This window comes from Ectothiorhodospira shaposhnikovii, assembly GCF_016584105.1.
Taxonomy (GTDB): domain Bacteria; phylum Pseudomonadota; class Gammaproteobacteria; order Ectothiorhodospirales; family Ectothiorhodospiraceae; genus Ectothiorhodospira; species Ectothiorhodospira shaposhnikovii.
The window spans coordinates 1-18339 of sequence record NZ_NRSM01000042.1 but is presented as its reverse complement, the minus strand read 5'-3'; the positions used below and the strand labels follow the sequence as shown (position 1 = coordinate 18339).

The following is an 18339-nucleotide window of genomic DNA, read 5'->3' as shown; positions in this document are numbered from 1 at the left end:
AGTACATCGAGATGGAGTACAACAGCGACCGGCTCCACTCGTCCCTGGGGTACATCACCCCTCAGCAACATTTTTTAGCGGTTGCTGCTTAATCCGTGTCCGCTGCGACTTGACCAGAACACAATGCGGTGAAGCCCCATGTGAAGGCATAGCCGCCGCCGATGGCGGCGGCTATGCGGGCGATCAACGCGAGCTGAAAACCGGAGGGCCTGGATGAGTTACGTTCTACAATGCTCAAAACGCGTACTCCAGTGTCACGGTCGCATTCCGGGGGGCACCGTAGAGCGCGCCATAGGCCAGCCCTTCGACATATTTCTTTTGACATCCTCCCCGGCCTGAAGGCCGGAGATTCCTACGGCGCTCAGGCGCGGCAGTGAGCCGCCCCTGAGTCGCTTCGGTGGGTTCCTGCCGCTGGCGGCATTACCGCACCGCTCACTTCACAGGCGAACCGGGCGTGTCCCGCCCTTAGAACATTGATCGCGCCGACCAGATCGGCGTTTTCCTCGAAGCCACATTCCACGCAGGCGAATCGCGCTTGTGTCTGCCGATTGTCCGCCGACACATGGCTGCAGCACGGACAGGTCCGGCTCGTGTTCCGTGGCGGCACGACAACCAGCCAACCGCCTTTCCACGCCAACTTGTAGTCCAGTTGGCGACGGAACTCGAACCAACCTTGGTCGAGGATGGACTTGTTCAGGCCGGACTTAGCCCGAACGTTCTTGCCCGGCCGCTCGGTTGTGCCTGCCGCCGACTTGGACATGTTCCGTACCTGCAAGTCCTCGATACACACCATCGCGTGGTTTTGGCTAATCGTGGTCGTGGTCTTGTGCAGATAGTCGCGGCGGGCGTTGCCAATGCGGGCGTGAATACGCTGGACGCGGGCCTTGGCCCTTTTCCAGTTGCTGCTGAACTTCGTTTTGCGGCTCATCGCCTGCTGCGCCTTGCGCAAAGCAGTCTCATGCCGCTTAAAACTGTTGAGTGGAACGTAGAACGTGCCGTCCGAGAGCGTTGCAAACCGCGCCACACCCATGTCGATACCGACCGCTTCCCCTTGCGGAATGGGTTGTTCGACCTCGCGTTCGGTCTGGATACTCACATGCCATTTGCCGCCCGACAGGCTCACGGTAACGTTCTTGACCGTACCCAGCACCTTCCGGCTGTTGCGGTAACGCAGCCAGCCGAGCTTGGGCAAGAAGATGCGACTGTTACCCTGATCGAGTTTGATCTGCTTCGGATCGGGGTAGCGGAAGCTATCGCGCTGACCCTTCTTCTTGAAGCGCGGGAAGTCCGCCCGCTTGGCAAAGAAGTTGCTGTAGGCCCGCTCCAAGTCCTTGAGCGTCTGTTGCAGCGGGTGCACCGGCGCATCAGAGAGCCACGTCGTATCCGCACCGTTACGCCATTCGGTGAGCAGCTTGCACAGCCCGGCGTAGCCGAGCTTCTTTTCGCCTTGCTCGTAGCGCTCCTTCTGCAACGCCAGTGCCTTGTTGAACACGAACCGGCACGAGCCAGCGAAGCGGCGCATTTGCCGCTCTTGCTGCCCGTCTGGCATCAGTTCGTACTTGTAGGCTTGAAGTCGTTGCATGGCTCAATCATGCTCTTGGTCTATGAGCGATGAAAATGATATTCGACGCGGACGGCATTGCGTTTTCAAGATGCATGTCCACTTACGTCTTTGTGGCGAAATATCGCCGCAGAGTGTTCGATGGCCCGGCCATTGATACCCTGCGCGGCATCAAGGCTCCCCAGGCCCCACCCTGACCCAGTAGGGGGTGAGATAACTGACCTGTATCGGTTGTGTCCGGGCCAGGAATCGCAATGCCCGATCGGTATCCTGCACCAGAAAAAGCAGCCGGGTCTCGGGAGACGGCGCCTCCGGCTCCGGCATGGCTGCCAGGGTTTCCAGCCAGGCATGCTCCAGTTCCCGCCTTCGCCAGTGGTCCACCACCAGGCCACGGGCAATAGTGGCGAGGTAGGCGCGAGGCTCGTTCAGGTGTACGGAGTGATGGCGGGTGAGCAGGCGTAAAAATGTGCTTTGGGCGATGTCGGCTGCGTCGCAGGCATTGCCAACCTTCCGATACAGCCAACCGCACAGCCAGTCGTGGTGGCTTTGATAGAGGTCGGCAACAGCGGTGGGGGATGAACAGGTGTTGCTCACAGCAAGCTCCACGGGTATCCCCGACTGGCTTGCCCGTGGCTGGCTGAGGGATCAGAACGAGATTGATTATCAATCTATAGGGACAAATGAAATCCGTCAATGGGATCATCACCCGCATACCCATGGGCGCAGCCCCATGCCCGGGCGATTCTTGCCGCCCGGCCCAGGGGGACGGCTTCGGTCTCGAAGTCCACCACCTGGCAGAAATCGGCATGTACAGGCTTGGGGGGAATCCGGTGGGTACGGCCATCGGTCAGCAACCATAGACCGATGCGCTTGCCGGGGTTCCGGCGACGTACCTGCAACAACAGGGCGTCCGCCAGGGCCACGCCGGAAGCCATGGGCGTCCCTCCGCCACCACCGATGGGCGCGATCCAGTCCTCGTTGAAGACGGCAGCCCGGGCCGGGGGCTGCAATACCCGGGCCCCACTGCCGGAAAACCCGATCACCGCCAGTTCCCCCCGCAGGACATAGATCTGTTGTACCCAGGTGGACAGCAATCCCTTGGCCAGGGCCAGTTTGTCCCGCCGCAGCATGGAACCGGAGCAATCCAGCACCAGACAATAGAGCATGTCACCATGCCCCCGGCGGTGGCGATAAACCAGAGCGTCCCGGGTCAGGGGGCCATGCCCCTTGTGGATCAGGCTGCGGTGCCAGTGGATGGCCCCCGGCCCAAGGCGGGAGGACTCACGCTGCCGACCGGGGTTGTCACCGCGACCGTCGGGCACCTGTCCGGGTGCCCGACGGTGCGTCAGGGCTTTTTTACCGGCAAGGGCCTCGCAATATCCCGCGGCCGATAGGCCACCGGCTCCGGCGGCAGTACGCCCCATTCATCATCATGATCCGGTTCCGGATCGTGGCCACGGGATGTTTCCGTGGACTCCGATTCCGTCGTCGCCCCGGCAGGAGGCGGGCGCCTCTGCTCGGCGGAATGCAAGCCCTGAGGCGGAACCTCCACAGTCTCGGAGCCGGCCGGCGGACGCCGGTGATCCAGCACCAGGGCCTGCACCGCCTGCACGTCCTGTTCCCCTATCCGGGATCGTGCCGCCAGGGCGGCGTGGGCACGGGCGGCACGCAGCATGACCAGATCCGCCCTCACCCCTTCCACCCCTGCCTCGAAACACAACCGGCTGACCTGCCGGTGCAAATCATCCTCGAACATCAGGCTTTCAAGTCGGTCGCGGGCCCGGCAGAGCCGCTCCAGCAATGCCCGTTGTGCCTGATCATGGCGCAGGACAAAGCCATGCGGGTCCATCTCAAAGGCCAGCCGCGCGCGCACGATGGCCTCCCGAGTGGGGGGATCGATCACCCCGTCCAGGGTGACGAAAAGACCAAAACGGTCCAGCAATTGGGGGCGCAGCCTGCCCTCCTCCGGGTTCATGGTGCCCACCAGCACGAACCGGGCCGGGTGCTGATGGGAAATGCCGTCCCGCTCCACCCGATTGACGCCGCCGGCACTCACATCCAGCAACTGGTCCACCAGCACGTCCGGCAACAGGTTGACCTCATCCACATACAGCACCCCCTGATGGGCCCGGGCCAGCAGGCCGGGGCGGAAGTTCACCTGGCCGTGCTGGAGTGCGCTTTCGATGTCCAGCGACCCCAGCAACTGTTCTTCACTGGCCCCCAGGGGGAGATTGACGAAGCAGCCTTCCGGCAGCAACTGGGCCAGGGCACGGGCGCTGGTGGTCTTGGCCGATCCCCGGGGTCCCTGGATCAGAACCCCGCCGATGAGAGGATCAATGGCCGCCAGCAACAGGGCCATCCGCAGGCGGGGCACCCCGACCAGGGCCGTGAACGGGTATTGGGGTGTCGGGATCTGCACGCTCATGCCCCCTCCCAACGGGCCTCGCTCTCCAGCAGCCGGGTTTCCAGCTGCTCACGATAATCCCCCGGCGCCTGCCACAGGCCACGCTGCATGGCCTCCAGCAGGCGCTCGCACATCTCGTGCAGGGCATCCGGGTTGTGCCGTTCCAGAAAGGCCCGGTTATGAGGGTCGTTGATCAAGGCATCCGTCACCCGGGCATACTGATCATCCCGCACCACCCGGGCGGTGGCGTCATAGGCAAACAGGTAATCCACGGTGGCGGCCATCTCCGCCGCCCCCTTGTAGCCATGGCGCTGCATCGCCTGGATCCATTTGGGATTGGTGACCCGGGCCCGGATCACCCGGCTGATCTCCTGGGCCAGGGACTGGACCCTGGGCGCCTGGGGATTGCTGTGATCCCCGAAAAAGAGCGCGGGCTGACGTCCGCTCAGATGGCGCACGGCCGCACTCATGCCACCCTGGAACTGGTAATAGTCATCGGAATCCAGCAGATCGTGTTCCCGATTGTCCTGGTTCTGCACCACCAGATCGATCCCTGTCAGTCGTTGCCGGAAGACATCGGGCAGGGCGGTCCCCTGATCCCGGGTGCCGTAAGCATAGCTCCCCCAGTTCACGTAGGCCTCGCTCAGATCCCCATCGTCCCGCCATTGCCGGCTCTCCATCAGTCCCTGCAGCCCGGCACCGTAAGCACCGGGCCGGGCGCCGAAGATGCGCAGTCCCGCCCGTCGGCGAGCCGTATCCGGGTCCATCCCCCGCGCCACACCCGCCCGGGTCTCCCGCAGGATGCGGGCGCGGATGGGATTGACGGCCTCCGGTTCGTCCACCCCGGCCACCGCCTGTACCGCGGCATCGAACAGGCGGATGACATTGGTGAAGGCATCGCGAAAGAACCCGGAGATACGCAGGGTCACGTCGATGCGGGGGCGGTCCAGGGCGGACATGGGCAGGATCTCGAAATCCGTCACCCGGTGACTGCCCGCCGCCCAGCGGGGGCGCACGCCGATCAGGGCCATGGCCTGGGCGATGTCATCGCCCCCGGTGCGCATGGTGGCCGTGCCCCAGACCGACAGACCGATGGCTCGGGGATAGTCCCCCTCCTCCTGCAGATAGCGCTCCACCAACAGATTGGCGGATTTCAGACCCAGCATCCAGCTGGTGGGGGTGGGCACGGCGCGAACATCCACGGAATAGAAGTTGCGTCCGGTGGGCAGGACGTCGGGGCGCCCCCGACTGGGGGCACCACTGGGTCCCGGAGGCACGAAACGCCCCGCCAATCCCCGGGTGAGCTGCAACAGCTCCTGGGGACCGCAGTCCTCCAGGGCCGGTCGTAGCCGCTGATGGATGCGTTCCAGTACCGGGCGGGTGGCCGACCAGCCACCTTCGTCCACGGGTAGCCCCTGGCCCAGGATCTGAAGGGCCAGGCACTCCAGGCGTTCCCGGGTATCCCCCTGATGCCGCCAGGGGGCATCACTGATTCCGGCCAGTAGCGGCGGGCGAAGGCCCTGCCAGGGCGCCTCCCAGGGAGCGTCCAGGGGATCGAAACCCTCCCCCAAAAGATCCCGGGACAAGGCCCGGATCAGGCTGTCGTTGCCCCCCCTGCCATCACCGGAGGGGTAGCGGGCCAGGGCCAGCAGCGTATCCACCGCCTGGCGTCCCATCGGGGAGCGACCAAACACGTGCAGGCCATCCCGGATCTGGCTTTCCTTGAGTTCGCACAGATAGGCATCGGTACGGTTCAGCAGGCGCTGTTCGTCCATTTCGCAACGGGGCGCCTCCAGCCCCAGGTCCTGGTGCAGGTTCTGGGCCAGGATCATCTCCAGAATCCGCCGTCGCAGCACACCGGCCCGCTGCCGGTCCAGCATCAGCGCCTCGTAGTACTCGTCCACCAGCCGCTCCAGATCCCGGGTGGGGCCGTAGTTTTCCGCCCGGGTCAGGGGCGGCATCAGGTGATCGATGATCACCGCCTGGGCGCGGCGCTTGGCCTGGGTGCCTTCCCCCGGGTCGTTGACGATGAAGGGATAGAGATGGGGCATGGGCCCCAGGATCAGGTCCGGCCAGCAGGTCCGGCTCAGGGCCACGCTCTTGCCCGGCAGCCACTCCAGGTTGCCGTGCTTGCCCACATGCACCACGGCATCGCAGTCGAAACGGCGGCGCAGCCAGGCATGAAAGGCCAGGTAATAGTGAGGTGGCACCAGATCCGGATCATGGTAGTTGGCCATCATGTCCAGGTGATATCCCCTGGGAGGCTGAATGCCGATGAAGACATGGCCGCAGCGCAGCCCGGCGATCATGAACCGCCCCCGGCGCACCATGGGGTCCTGATCCGGCGTCCCCCAGCGGGACAGAACCGCCGACCGGCAGGCCTCGGGAAGATCCTGGAAGAAGGCCTCGTAATCCGGCATGGACAGGCTTTGCCAGGCGGTGCGCACGGGCCAGCGGTCCGGGTCGTTGGTGATGCCCCGGCGCAGTAGCGCCATCAGGGCATCGCCGTTGTCAGGGATGGGTCCGAGACGGTAACCCTCCTGCCGCAACCGTTCCAGAATGACGATGACGGACTGGGGCGTGTCCAGTCCCACGCCGTTGCCCAGACGCCCTTCCCGGGTGGGATAGTTGGCCAGGATGAGCGCCAGCCGCTTGTCGCCATTGTCCAGGGTCCGCAGGCGGCACCAGCGTCGGGCCAGCTCGGCCACGAAGCGGATGCGCTCGGGCTGGGGCTGATAGTGAACCACATCGCTCTGGGTATGGGGACAACGATGCTGAAGTCCCTTGAAACTGACCGCCCGGGAAATGATATGGCCATCCATCTCCGGCAATGCCACCTGCATGGCGATATCCCGGGGCTGCAGCCCGTGAGGATCAGACTCCCAGGCCGCCTCATTGCCGCCGGACAGCAGTATCTGCACCACCGGGACATCATCCAGCAACGGCGTATCCGCGACCGATTCCATCCCGCCCCGGGCAAAGGCGGTGCTGTTGAGCACCAGGCTCACGGCCTGCTCCCGGCACAGGCGGCGCACGGTGTCCAGGCACAGGGGGTCCTTGAGGGAAATCAGGGCCAGAGGCAGGGGATTGAGACCACACTCCAGCAGACCCCCGCACAGGGCGTCGAACACCTGGATATTGCCCGCCTGCAAATGGGCACGATAAAACAGCAGGGCCACCCGGGGGGCGCCGGGAATCCAGCGGGCCTCCCAGGCCGCCACCGTGCCCACATCCAGCTCCGGGTGAAAGATCCCGATGGCGGGCAGAGGCCGGGGCGGCGGCACCGACAGGGGCAACTGGAAGAAGGTGGCGCCCAGGTAGCGGTAAAAGGCCCGGATATTGGCCCCGCCCCCTTCCCGCAGATAGCGCCACAGGGTCCGACAGATCTCCGGGGCCACCGTACTGCCCGCCAGCAGGCGGGGATCCTCCACATGATCGCCGGAGAACATGGCCAGGGCGATGCCGCGTCGGCGGCACAGGGCCTGCACCTGCTCGGTGCCGTAGGGCCAGTAGGACTCCCCACCCAGGTGATCAATGATGATCAGGCGCGCCCGTTCCAGCACACTTTCCATGTAGAGATCCACGGAAGCCGGCTGGCGCAGGTGCAGCAGATTGGCCAGACGCAGGGTCGGATAACCAATCAGGCCGCCCCCCGGTGCCTGGGGATTGCCGGGATAATGGGCGGCCAGCAGGGCCAGGGTGGTATCCGCCGCGCTGAGGATGACGATCTCCGCCGGGGACTGATCCAGCCGGATGGTGACCGTATCGTCATCCACAAAGCCGCCGGGCTGGGCCGACAGCAGGTGCATCAGGCCGGTTCCGCAAGCGCCGCCGGTGCCAGGGCCTCCCGCAGCACGGCGGCCGACAGACCGCGGCCGATACAGACCAGGCGGGTCCGGGGCGACTCGTCAGGCCGCCACGGACGGTCGAAATAGCTGTCAAAGCGACGGCCTACCCCCTGGATCACCAGCCGCATGGGCTTGCCGGGCAGGCAGGCAAAGCCCTTGATGCGGAGAATGTCATGGGTACTTACCAGGCCCTGCAGCCCTTCCAGCAGGGCTTCCCGATCCACCGCCGGCAACTCGACGACGACGGAATCAAAGGCGTCATGTCCATGCTCGTGTTCGTGTTCATGCCCGTGGGCGGCACCCTCTCCCTCATGGTGGTGATGATGGTGATGGGCGTGGCGCAGATGGATGCCCTCCTCCGCGGCACAACCCAGACCCAGCAACAGGGACAGATCCAGACGTCCGTGATCGGCGGTCACCACCTTGACCTGGGGTGGGATCTCCCCGCGCACCAGTGCCTCCACCTGTTGCAGGGCCTCCGGTGTGATCAGATCCCCCTTGTTCAAGAGCACCAGATCCGCTGCGGAAAGTTGATCCTCAAACAGTTCATGCAGACCGGAGACATGATCCAGATTGGGGTCTGCGCGACGCTGACGTTCCACCGCCTCCGGATTGGCGGCAAACCGGCCGGCGGCGACGGCGGGGGCATCGACCACGGTGATGACCGCATCCACCGTGCAGCCGGTGCGAATGGCCGGCCAGTTGAAGGCCTGCACCAAGGGTTTTGGCAGGGCCAGGCCCGAGGTTTCGATGAGGATATGATCGATCTCGTCGCGGCGCTCCATCAGGGCCTGCATGACCGGATAGAAGGCCTCCTGCACGGTACAGCACAGACAGCCGTTGGCCAGTTCGTAGATGCGGCCGGCCTCTTCGCCCCCTTCGGTTTCGCAGCCCACGGTGCAGCCGCGAAGGATCTCCCCGTCCACGCCCAGTTCACCGAACTCATTGACGATAACCGCAATGCGCCGTCCCTGGGCATGATCCAGGATGTGGCGCAACAACGTGGTCTTTCCACTGCCCAGAAAGCCGGTGACGATGGTGGCCGGGATGCGCGCCCGGAAGGCGCCCGAGGATGCAGACATGGAATGTCTCCTGCACGCCGCCCGCGTGCATGTTGATGGAGTGACAGATATTCCGCGGGCCGGTCTCCGGGCTCGTGGCTGTGCCGAGGCACACAGGGGATCGCCTTCCCATGAGGCGCGCCTGAACGAAGGCGCAACCTCACAGTGGCCGGATGATCCCTGCTCACCACCTACCGTTGCGGGGGCAGCGCCGGCATGGTCGCCACGGCGACGTCACCGGCTTCCCGTTTCACCCGAAGGCACTGGCCCGCGGGCACCCGTGGAAGGATTGAACAAACGGGGCAAGCTTACCGGGTATGGCCCCATTCAGACAATGCCGGGCCAGGAGGATACTGATTTCGCTGCCTGGGTACTTTTAAATGGACCCGGTACTCCAGTGGATACACGAACACCTCAACCTGTGCCCCGCCCTCACCGGGGCATCACCCGCACCGGTGCGATTTCATGCAGGGGCCGGGGTCTGCCGACATGATACCCCTGCACGAAATCCACCCCGATCCGGGTCAGGACATCCATGACGTCCTCGTTTTCCACGAACTCCGCAATGGTCTTCAGCCCCATTTCATGGCCGATGGTATTGATGGCCCGCACCATGGCCAGGTCCACGGGATCATGGGCGATATCCTTGACGAAGGCACCATCGATTTTCAGATAATCCACCGGCAGGTTTTTCAGATAGCCGAACGAGGACAGGCCGCTACCGAAGTCATCCAGCGCGAACAGACATCCCAGATGCCTGACTTCCCGGATGAAATGGACCACCTTGGAGAGATTGCCGATGGCCGCGCTTTCCGTGATTTCCAGGCAGACGGTTCCCGGTGGCAGGGCCAGCTGTTCCAGGGTGGCCTTGAGACTCTGCCTGAAACGGTCATCGGAAAGGGATGCGCCCGACAGATTGATGCACCAGGTCCCCTCCAGTCCACCCGAGCGGCGACAGCAGTCACTGAGCCAGGCAAGCACATTGCGCACCACCCACTGATCAATGCGGGGCATCATCTGATAACGCTCCGCGGCGGGGATAAAGCTGCCGGGACTGATGATCTGATCCCCCTCCTGCAGCCGCAGCAGCACTTCGTAATGCACCGACACACACCCGCACCCCGCCATCAGGGGCACGATGGGCTGCACATAGAGCCGGAACCGGTCCTCATCCAGGGCGGACTGCAGCCGGGAGACCCATTGCACCTGCCCATGGTGTTCCAGCAAGTGCTGATCGTCCGGCTGATAGACATGCACCTGACTCCTGCCGGCCTCCTTGGCCGCGTAACAGGCCGAATCCGCGGCGGAGAGCAATGCCGCCAGGGAACCATGCCTTTCATCGATCCCCACCAGGCCAATACTGATCCCCAGACTGAAGGACTTATCCTGCCAGGCAAACCGAAAGTCCTGCACCGACTGACGCATGGCCTCGGCCACCTGACAGGCCTTGTCCATGGGGCATTCCCGCAACAACAGACCGAATTCGTCACCTCCCAGCCTTGCCAGCACATCGGCGGTGCGCACATGCCGACCCAGCAGAGTCGTGATCTGACGCAGGGCCTCGTCCCCGGCCTCATGCCCGCAGGTATCATTGATCAGCTTGAACTGATCCAGATCCAGATAACCGAGCACATGATGGCTACCGGCTTCAATGGGCGCCTCCAGCAGTTGGTGGAGACATTCCTCAAAGGCCCTCCGGTTGAGAAGCCCGGTCAGGACATCATGCCGGGCCTGATAGGTGAGCTCACGGGACAGATTCAGCATGACGGTGACATCATGAATCACCAGCACCACCCCCATGATGAAACCCTCGTGGGAACGGATCGGCGCGGCGGAGTCCTGAACAGGGATCTGCCTGCCGTCACGCCGTCGCAAAAGACCATGCTCATGACGGCGAATGGGTCGCCCGCTGGAAAGCACCGCACGGACGGGATTTTCCATCATCCTGCCGGTCTTCTCGTCCACGAGGCGATAGACCGCGCCGATATTCTGGCCACGGGCCTCGTTCAGATCCACGCCTGTCAGGCGCTGGGCAACGGGATTGACATACTGGATCACACCTGACTCATCGGTAGTGATCACCCCATCACCAATGGAGGCCAGAGTGACCCTTGCCAGATCCCGCTCCCGCTGCAACTGATCCTCCACCTGCCTCCGTTCCGTCACGTCCCTGACCAGGGCCGTGAACATGACCTGTTCACCGACCTGACTCTCGGTGACGGATACCTCCACGGTGCGCCGATCACCGGCATCTCCCTTGAGCCGGAAGGCCTGCCGCTCCCCGGGTTTCGGCAAGGCGGAACCATCGCCCTCTTCGGTCCTGGCGTCACGCCCCTCGAACAGCAGATGCACCGGCTTCCCCAGCGCCTGTGAGGCGGGGACGCCGAAAAGATGCTCGGCCCCGGGATTGATCCCCGTGAGCATCCCATCCCGGGAAAACGTCATCACACCTTCCTTCATGTCCCGAATGATGGCCCGGGTCTGATCCATGGCCCTGGCCAGGGCACCGATCAGTCGGTTGTAGTGAACCGCGATCTGGCCCACCTCGGTAAAGGGTTCCACTGCCACGCGCCGATCAAGGGTGCCATTGCTTGCCTGCTCATCCATGGTTTGTATCAGCTCGGCCAGTTCATCACGGGCACCATGCTCCGAGACGTTCAGACCCAGCGTTTCATCCTGCACGCTGACACGCAGCGGCATCAGACGGTTGATGAGTCGGAGCAACAGATAGGCAGTGGCGAAGGACCAAAGTCCGCAGACCAGGATGCCCAGCAACTGGACCCCCACCTGCTGGTGGCGTTCCAGTCCCGTACCCAGGACGGACAGATCACCGAACAACCCCACCGCGAGGGTCCCCCAGATACCGGCGGCCAGATGGGCAGGAATCGCCCCCACCGCATCATCCACCCGCAGACGCAGCAGCATTTCATGACAAAGGACCATGAGAATGGCCCCCACTCCGCCCACCATCACCGCATTGGCGGCGGACAGGGCATGGGCGCCGGCGGTAATGGCCACCAGACCGGCAATGGCCCCATTGAGGGCATAAAGCACCTCCGGATAGCCCCGGAAACGCCAGCCGATGAGAAGCCCCGTGAGAATGCCGCCCACCGCGGCCAGGGTGGTATTGACCAGGATGCCCGGTACCTGGTCATTCATCGCCAGGGTGCTGCCCCCGTTGAAACCGAACCAGCCGAAGAACAGGATCAGAAGGCCCAGCATGGCCATGGGCAGGTTGCCGGCGGGAATCACCCGGGGCCGCTCGCCCGCCACGAAACGCCCGGTACGACTGCCCACCACGATGACCCCGGCCAGCGCCACCCAGCCACCCAGGCTGTGCACTACCGTGGAACCGGCAAAATCCACGAACCCCATATCCGCCAGCCAGCCTGACCCACTGCCCGTCGCCCCACCCCAAGCCCAGTGGCCGAAGACGGGATAGATCAGCCCCGCCACCAGCGCGGTCACCACCATGTAACTGGCAAAGCGCATGCGCTCCGCCACCGCACCGGACACGATGGTGGAGGCGGTGGCGCAGAACATCACCTGGAAGAAAAAGAACGCCGCCAGCCAGGGCGCGCTGCCTGATCCAAGCTCCGGCAGAAACCCGCTCAGCCCGATCCAGCCACCCATGCTGTCGCCGAACATGAGGGCGAAACCAAACAACCAGAACAAAAAAGCGGCCAGGGCAAAGTCAGCCACATTTTTAAGCGCGACATTGATGGCGTTCTTGTTTCGGGTCAGACCGGATTCCAGGCAAAGAAACCCCGCCTGCATGGTAAAGACCAGACTGGCGCAAAGGATGATCCAGAGAATGTCGATCTGACTGACTTGCATGGCGCTCTCACGTTTCTTTCAGGACCGATACCGGCGCAATCACACTTGATACGCACCACAATGGTGCATCCATCACCCAAAATACATCCAAATTGAGGGGGTAATTGCCGTCCAGGCAAGCTCCTGAACACAACGGGAATCAATCAGCACAAGGCATGCCATTCATTCTTTTGATCCCCCCAGCCACGCAGCGGCCATTGACGATGAGCAGAAAGAAAACAATAATCATTATTATTTAATTGAGAAGCACGAACCATGACGACGGCGATCTATTATGGAACCACCAGCGGGAGCACGGAAAAAGTGGCTCACCTTATCCGGGAGACCCTTCAGGAAAGGGGACAGGTGGATCTGTTCGACATCGGCACCCTGGAGGATGCCCGAAGCATGACCCGTTACGACCTGCTGATATGGGGTGCTCCCACCTGGGGCTACGGCGACCTGCAGGATGACTGGGAATCCTTCATGACCCATCTGGACGACATCGATCTCTCCGGCCGCGCGGTGGCCATCTTCGGGCTGGGAGACCAGTACACCTACGGTGAAGTCTTCGTCGACGCCATGCGTATCCTCCATGACAAGGCTATTGAACGTGGTGCGAGGATCATCGGTCACTGGCATGACGACCAGTACGATTTCGAGCAGTCCGCAGCCCTCCTGCAGGACGGCCTTTTCTGCGGTCTGGCGGTGGACGAAGACAACCAGAGCGACCTCACAGGAATCCGGGTCCAGCGCTGGTGTCATCAGCTCACAGCCCCCTGAATCCGCTTCACCGTCACTCCCCGTCTCCCCCTTCACCGTCACTCCCGCGAAAGCGGGAGTCAAGGACTGTCGTCATGGCCTTACCGCCCTGCCCCGATTCCGTGCCAATTGACGCCATCATGCTTGCTTGACTTAAATCAGAGGATAGTGAAAACACATCAACGGTGAATTACAAGAATCATTATCATTAAAAATCATCGGCCAGTGATGCCACGTCAGAGGCTAGCCAGAGCCACCTCCATCCCACCTGATGGCAAGAGGTACCACATGCACATGAAACCCATCATGATCACTGCAACCACCCTGGCGATCTGCTGCCTCAGCGGACAGGCCATGGCCCATACCCCACTGTTTTCCTGCTACGACAACGCGGACGGTACCATCCTGTGCGAAGGCGGCTTCTCCGACGGATCATCCGCCGCCGGCGTGACCATCCGCGTGCTGGACAGCAATGGCGGTGTGCTGCTGGAAGACCAGCTCAACACCCTGAGTGAAATCGAGTTCGACAAGCCCGAAGGCCCCTATACCGCGGTGTTCGATGCCGGTGAAGGACACCGGATCGAAATTCCCGGCAGCCGTATCCTCCCCTGATCCCATATTACGTTCCCAAGGAGCAGTTTCATCATGAAGCGATCACTGATGACAGCAGGCCTGGCTTTCCTGGTTGGACTCGCCGCGCCGGCACAGGCCCACTTTCAGCTTCTCTACACCCCCTCCTTCATCCATGACAGCCCCACCACCCTGCCCTTCCGCCTGGTCTTCACCCATCCGGCCGGCAACGGGGCGGTGATGGACATGGGTACCCCCGAACAGTTCTTCGTGGTGCACCAGGGACAAAAGACGGACCTGATGAATACCCTCAAGCCGATTACCTGGCAGGGTGCCCATAACAAGGGGCGCGCCTTTGCGGCCGAAGTCCCCATCCGGCGTAACGGAGATTACGTCTTTGCACTGGTGCCGGCCCCCTACCTGGAAGAAGGAGACGGTTACATCCAGCAATTCACCAAGACCATCGTCAACCGCGGCGGCGCACCCTCCGACTGGGACGAGCCCCTGGGTCTGCCGACCGAAATCGTGCCGCTGGTGAAGCCCTACGCCCTCTACGCCGGCATGCTCTTCAGCGCCCAGCTGCTGTCCGACGGCGAGCCGGTGGCAGGCGCGGAGATCGAGGTGGAGTTCATGAATCACGACGTACTCATGGACAAGAACACCCTGCGCAAGGAAGGACACCTGAACTTCCCCTCCCCCGCGTTTGAAACCTTCGTCACCCACACCGATGAAAACGGGATCTTCCATTTTGCCCTGCCCAAGGCCGGGGTATGGGGCTTTGCCGCCCCGGAATCGGGCCCCGTGACCGAATACAAGGGCGAACCCCTGAGCCAGGAGGCCGTGATCTGGGTACAGGTCCATGAGCTGCGCTGAACCGGATCAGACCCTTGATCAGGTTCAGCCCGGCCAGTCCTGCCGCATCCTCCGGCTGACCGCCTCGGGATCGATTCGCCAGCGACTGCTGGACATGGGTCTCCTTCCCGGTCGCCGGATTCAGCTGGTGCGACTCGCCCCCCTGGGCGATCCCCTGGAAGTCCGCCTGGATGCCGGCAACAGTTTCGTGGCCATCCGGCGCCAGGAAGCCTTTCACATCACGGTAACCCTTGAAGCATGCACACCATCCCGCTGACCACTGCCCGCCCCGGTGACATCCGGGGCGGTATCGCCTTGATCGGACAGCCCAATTGCGGCAAATCCACCCTGTTCAACGCCCTCACCGGCCTGCGCCAGCATGTTGCCAATTATCCGGGCGTGACGGTGGAAAAGAAGCAGGGTCCGATGCACCTCGGGGATCGGCGCCTGAACCTCGTGGACCTGCCGGGCACCTACAGCCTCACCGCCTTCTCACCCGAAGAGCGGGTGGTCAGAAGTTTCCTGCTGGACTCGCCGCCGACACTGGGCATCCATGTGCTGGACGCCGCCCAGCTGCAGCGGGGTCTGTCACTGACGTTTCAGCTGCTGGAAATGGGCCTGCCGGTGATCTGCGCCCTCAACATGAGTGATGTGGTACGGCGCCAGGGTCACACCCTTGATCCGGAACGGCTTGCCGAATTGCTGGGCGTACCGGTGGTGGAGACCGTGGGCCGGCGGGGTCAGGGCCTGGATCAACTGAAACGGGAAATCAGCGGTTTGCTGGATGGCGGACGCCGCGTCGCCGCCCGACTGCCCCGCTATGGCGCCCTGGAACCCCACATCCAGGCCATCATGGAAATGCTGCCCGACAGCCTGAAGAACCGCTGGATGGCCCTGCGCCTGCTGGAGAACGACCCGGAAGGGAAGCCGCTCCTGCTGCGGCACGGACTGGCGCCGGAACCCATGGAGGCACTGCTGGCGGAGGCCCGCAGCCGCCGCGACCGGTTCCAGAAGGACCATGACCAGGACCTGGCCGACTACGTCATCACGATGCGGGACCGGCACGCCCACGACCTCACGAGCCAGTGCCTGAATACAGGCACCGGAGGACAGCGGGTCAGCTGGACCGAGCGGGCCGACCGCATCCTGCTCAATCGCTGGCTGGCACCGGTGTTTCTGCTGGCCACCATCTATGTGATTTACCACACGGCCATCGTGCAGGGGTATGAGCTGACCCATTACACCTGGCCCCTGCTGGCGGGGATCCGCAATCTGGCCGCCGACTGGCTGCCGGCGGCGGGGTTCCTGCATGATCCGCTGTCCCGATCACTGGGGCTGTGGCTCCTGGACAGCGTCAATACCCTGCTTAACTACGTACCCATCTTCCTGATCCTGTTCGCCCTCATCGCCATGCTGGAAGACTCCGGCTACATGGCACGGATCGCCTTCATCCTCGACCGGGTGCTGCACCGATTCGGGTTGCACGGTCAGTCCACCCTGCCCCTGATCCTGGGCGGTGTCTTCGCCGGCGGCTGCGCCGTCCCCGGGGTGATGGCCACCCGGGCAATCCCTGATCCCCGGGCGCGGCTGGCCACCATCCTCACCGTGCCCTACATGAACTGCCTGGCCAAGATCCCTCTGTACACCCTGCTCATCGGCATTTTCTTCGTCGACCACAAGGGCCTGATCATGTTCTTCATCGCCACCATCACCATCATGGTGGCCCTGCTGGTGGCCTGGCTGCTGACCCGCACCCTGCTCCGGCCCATGGAAACCGTCCCGTTCGTGATGGAGATGCCCCGCTACCACCTGCCCACCGTCAGGGGCGTGATGCGCCGAGCCCTGGACCGGACCTGGCTCTACATCAAGAAGGTGGGCACCATCGTATTGGCGGTGGCCGTGGTGATTTTTGTCCTTTTGAACCTGCCGGGGCTGTCAACGGAAGAACAGGCACAGTTTGAACAACGGGCCCAAACCGCCCTGAACCAGTTCCATGACCAGATCAGGGACAACCCCCATGGCCACCTGTTTCAGACGCCGGAACAGCTGATGCAGGCCCTGAATCTGTCCAATGCCTACCGGGCCAGGCGCATGAACATGGGCACGCCGGAGGCCGTCCAGTCCCTGGACGGGCGTTTCGAGCAGGCCGACCCGGTATATTTCCCCTTTGTGCGCCCCGGCGGCGGTGACCGGGATGTTCGCGCCATCAATCGAGCCCTGCGCACCCTGGACCAGGAGCGCAGGCTGCTGCGCATGGAGATGCAGGAAACCCGCATCCACAACAGCCTGCTGGGGCGTGCCGGGCGAGCCCTGGAGCCACTGACCCAGGCGGCGGGATTCGACTGGAAAATCAACGTGGCCCTGCTCAGTTCCTTCGCCGCCCGTGAAAGCGCCGTGGCCACCCTGGGCGTGCTGTTCCAGCAGGAGGAAGGAGCCAGTCAGCCCCTGGAAGAGCGCATGGGAACGGCCATGGGGAGCACCGACGGCGCCTTGGTGGCCCTGGCCCTGATCGTGTTCTTCGCCATCTACCCCCCCTGTCTGGCCACCGCCATCATGGTCAGGGTACAGACCGACTCCACCGGCTGGATGCTTTTTTCCATCGTCTTTCCTGCCGCTCTGGGGCTTCTGATGGCCAGCGCCGTCCACAGCCTGGGACAGGCATTCATGCTGGATGCCATTCACATGATGATCGGTTTCTGGGTTCTGATACTGGCCCTCCTGCTGATGGTGGGCCTGTGGCCCCGCCGGATGGTGAGATCGGGCCTTGCCACCGCATCACCGGGAGGTCATACCGATGGAAGCCCATGAAATGCTGGTTCAGGCCCCCTCCGTCACCTGGATCGACATCCTGGTGACCGGAGGCATCGTGCTGGCGGCGCTGATCTTTCTATGGCGCCGCCTGTGGCCGCGAAAGGGTAACCAGAAGTGCGGTGGCTGCGGTGGGAAGTGTCGCTAGCACACCAAGATGGCATCCAAGTAATTGATTGCTCAAAGGAGTCCAGCCAATGACCATGCTCATCGTCATGAACCGCTTCAAGGTACGCACCGGCCACGAGACCGAATTCGAAGAAATCTGGAAAAATCGCAAAACCCGCCTCAAGGACATGCCGGGCTTCATTGATTTCAAACTGCTACGCGGGGCCACCCAGGACGACCATACCCTGTTCGCCTCCCATACCCACTGGGCCGACCGCGCCGACTTCGAGGCCTGGACCCAGTCACCGGCCTTTCACGAAGCCCACCGCTCGGCCGGCAACCATGCCCATATCTATCTTGAAGGTCCCCACCTGGAATGCTTCGAGGTCATCCAATCGGTACAACCGGACTGAGGTTCAAATTTTTTCGGGTATACGGATTTAATGGTTGATGGGGCACCTTCACCCCACCAACCTGATACCACCCTCAGATGGTTGATAGATCGACCCCGTAGTTGAGTTCCTCTGCGAAGTCCGGCAGTCCGTAACC

14 protein-coding genes, 1 pseudogene and 1 riboswitch are annotated in these 18339 nt (G+C 63.1%); of the genes and pseudogenes, 8 read left to right on the top strand and 7 right to left on the bottom strand.

Annotated elements, in window-relative coordinates; translation table 11 throughout:
• Nucleotides 1–361: 361 nt before the first annotated feature.
• Nucleotides 362–1582: an RNA-guided endonuclease InsQ/TnpB family protein gene (locus tag CKO35_RS16230; RefSeq protein WP_200177159.1), complete on the bottom strand. Its 1221-nt coding sequence runs from the start codon at nt 1580–1582 to the stop codon at nt 362–364.
• A 22-nt stretch (nt 1583–1604) separates the two neighbouring features.
• Between CKO35_RS16230 and CKO35_RS16225 the strand changes: the two are divergent.
• Nucleotides 1605–1740: pseudogene (locus CKO35_RS16225) on the top strand (transposase); the annotation flags it as partial.
• On the opposite strand, the gene CKO35_RS16220 reads toward CKO35_RS16225, so the two are convergent.
• The 6 genes from CKO35_RS16220 to amt all read right to left on the bottom strand — a co-directional run bounded on the left by CKO35_RS16220 (nt 1733) and on the right by amt (nt 12711).
• Nucleotides 1733–2155 carry a sigma factor gene (locus tag CKO35_RS16220; RefSeq protein WP_200177158.1) on the bottom strand — a complete coding sequence of 141 codons (423 nt, stop codon included), beginning with the start codon at nt 2153–2155 and terminating at the stop codon, nt 1733–1735. The pseudogene CKO35_RS16225 and the gene CKO35_RS16220 overlap by 8 nt on opposite strands.
• A 74-nt stretch (nt 2156–2229) precedes the next feature.
• Nucleotides 2230–2883: a vWA domain-containing protein gene (locus tag CKO35_RS16215; RefSeq protein WP_200177157.1), complete on the bottom strand. Its 654-nt coding sequence runs from the start codon at nt 2881–2883 to the stop codon at nt 2230–2232.
• Between the two features lie 23 nt (nt 2884–2906).
• Nucleotides 2907–3986 carry a magnesium chelatase ATPase subunit I gene (locus tag CKO35_RS16210; protein ID WP_200177156.1) on the bottom strand — a complete coding sequence of 360 codons (1080 nt, stop codon included), beginning with the start codon at nt 3984–3986 and terminating at the stop codon, nt 2907–2909.
• Entirely contained in the window at nt 3983–7774 is a 3792-nt protein-coding gene (gene cobN / locus CKO35_RS16205; RefSeq protein ID WP_200177155.1) for a cobaltochelatase subunit CobN, read from the bottom strand. The genes CKO35_RS16210 and cobN overlap by 4 nt, the downstream gene beginning before the upstream one ends.
• On the bottom strand, nt 7774–8895 hold the full coding sequence (cobW, locus tag CKO35_RS16200) for a cobalamin biosynthesis protein CobW (RefSeq protein WP_200177154.1): 1122 nt from the start codon (nt 8893–8895) through the stop codon (nt 7774–7776). The genes cobN and cobW overlap by 1 nt, the downstream gene beginning before the upstream one ends.
• 40 nt (nt 8896–8935) lie before the next feature.
• Nucleotides 8936–9171, bottom strand: a riboswitch (cobalamin riboswitch).
• Between the two features lie 135 nt (nt 9172–9306).
• On the bottom strand, nt 9307–12711 hold the full coding sequence (gene amt / locus CKO35_RS16195; RefSeq protein ID WP_200177153.1) for an ammonium transporter: 3405 nt from the start codon (nt 12709–12711) through the stop codon (nt 9307–9309).
• A gap of 255 nt (nt 12712–12966) precedes the next feature.
• On the opposite strand from amt, the gene CKO35_RS16190 reads away from it, so the two are divergent.
• From CKO35_RS16190 to hmuQ, 7 genes are all read left to right on the top strand, one after another.
• Nucleotides 12967–13473 (top strand): flavodoxin, encoded by a 507-nt coding sequence (locus CKO35_RS16190; protein ID WP_200177152.1) that lies wholly within the window; start codon nt 12967–12969, stop codon nt 13471–13473.
• Between the two features lie 267 nt (nt 13474–13740).
• Nucleotides 13741–14064, top strand: coding sequence for a hypothetical protein (locus CKO35_RS16185; RefSeq protein WP_338031819.1), 324 nt, complete (start codon nt 13741–13743; stop codon nt 14062–14064).
• A 33-nt stretch (nt 14065–14097) separates the two neighbouring features.
• Nucleotides 14098–14895 (top strand): DUF4198 domain-containing protein, encoded by a 798-nt coding sequence (locus CKO35_RS16180; RefSeq protein WP_200177151.1) that lies wholly within the window; start codon nt 14098–14100, stop codon nt 14893–14895.
• Entirely contained in the window at nt 14882–15151 is a 270-nt protein-coding gene (locus tag CKO35_RS16175) for a FeoA family protein (protein WP_200177150.1), read from the top strand. The genes CKO35_RS16180 and CKO35_RS16175 overlap by 14 nt, the downstream gene beginning before the upstream one ends.
• Nucleotides 15133–17682: a ferrous iron transport protein B gene (feoB, locus tag CKO35_RS16170; RefSeq protein WP_200177149.1), complete on the top strand. Its 2550-nt coding sequence runs from the start codon at nt 15133–15135 to the stop codon at nt 17680–17682. Before CKO35_RS16175 ends, feoB begins: the two co-directional genes overlap by 19 nt.
• Nucleotides 17669–17830: a FeoB-associated Cys-rich membrane protein gene (locus tag CKO35_RS16165; protein ID WP_200177148.1), complete on the top strand. Its 162-nt coding sequence runs from the start codon at nt 17669–17671 to the stop codon at nt 17828–17830. Before feoB ends, CKO35_RS16165 begins: the two co-directional genes overlap by 14 nt.
• 49 nt (nt 17831–17879) lie before the next feature.
• The gene (gene hmuQ / locus CKO35_RS16160; protein ID WP_242467290.1) at nt 17880–18203 is read left to right on the top strand and encodes a heme-degrading protein HmuQ; all 324 of its coding nucleotides are present in this window, start codon (nt 17880–17882) and stop codon (nt 18201–18203) included.
• The last annotated feature ends 136 nt before the right edge of the window (nt 18204–18339 follow it).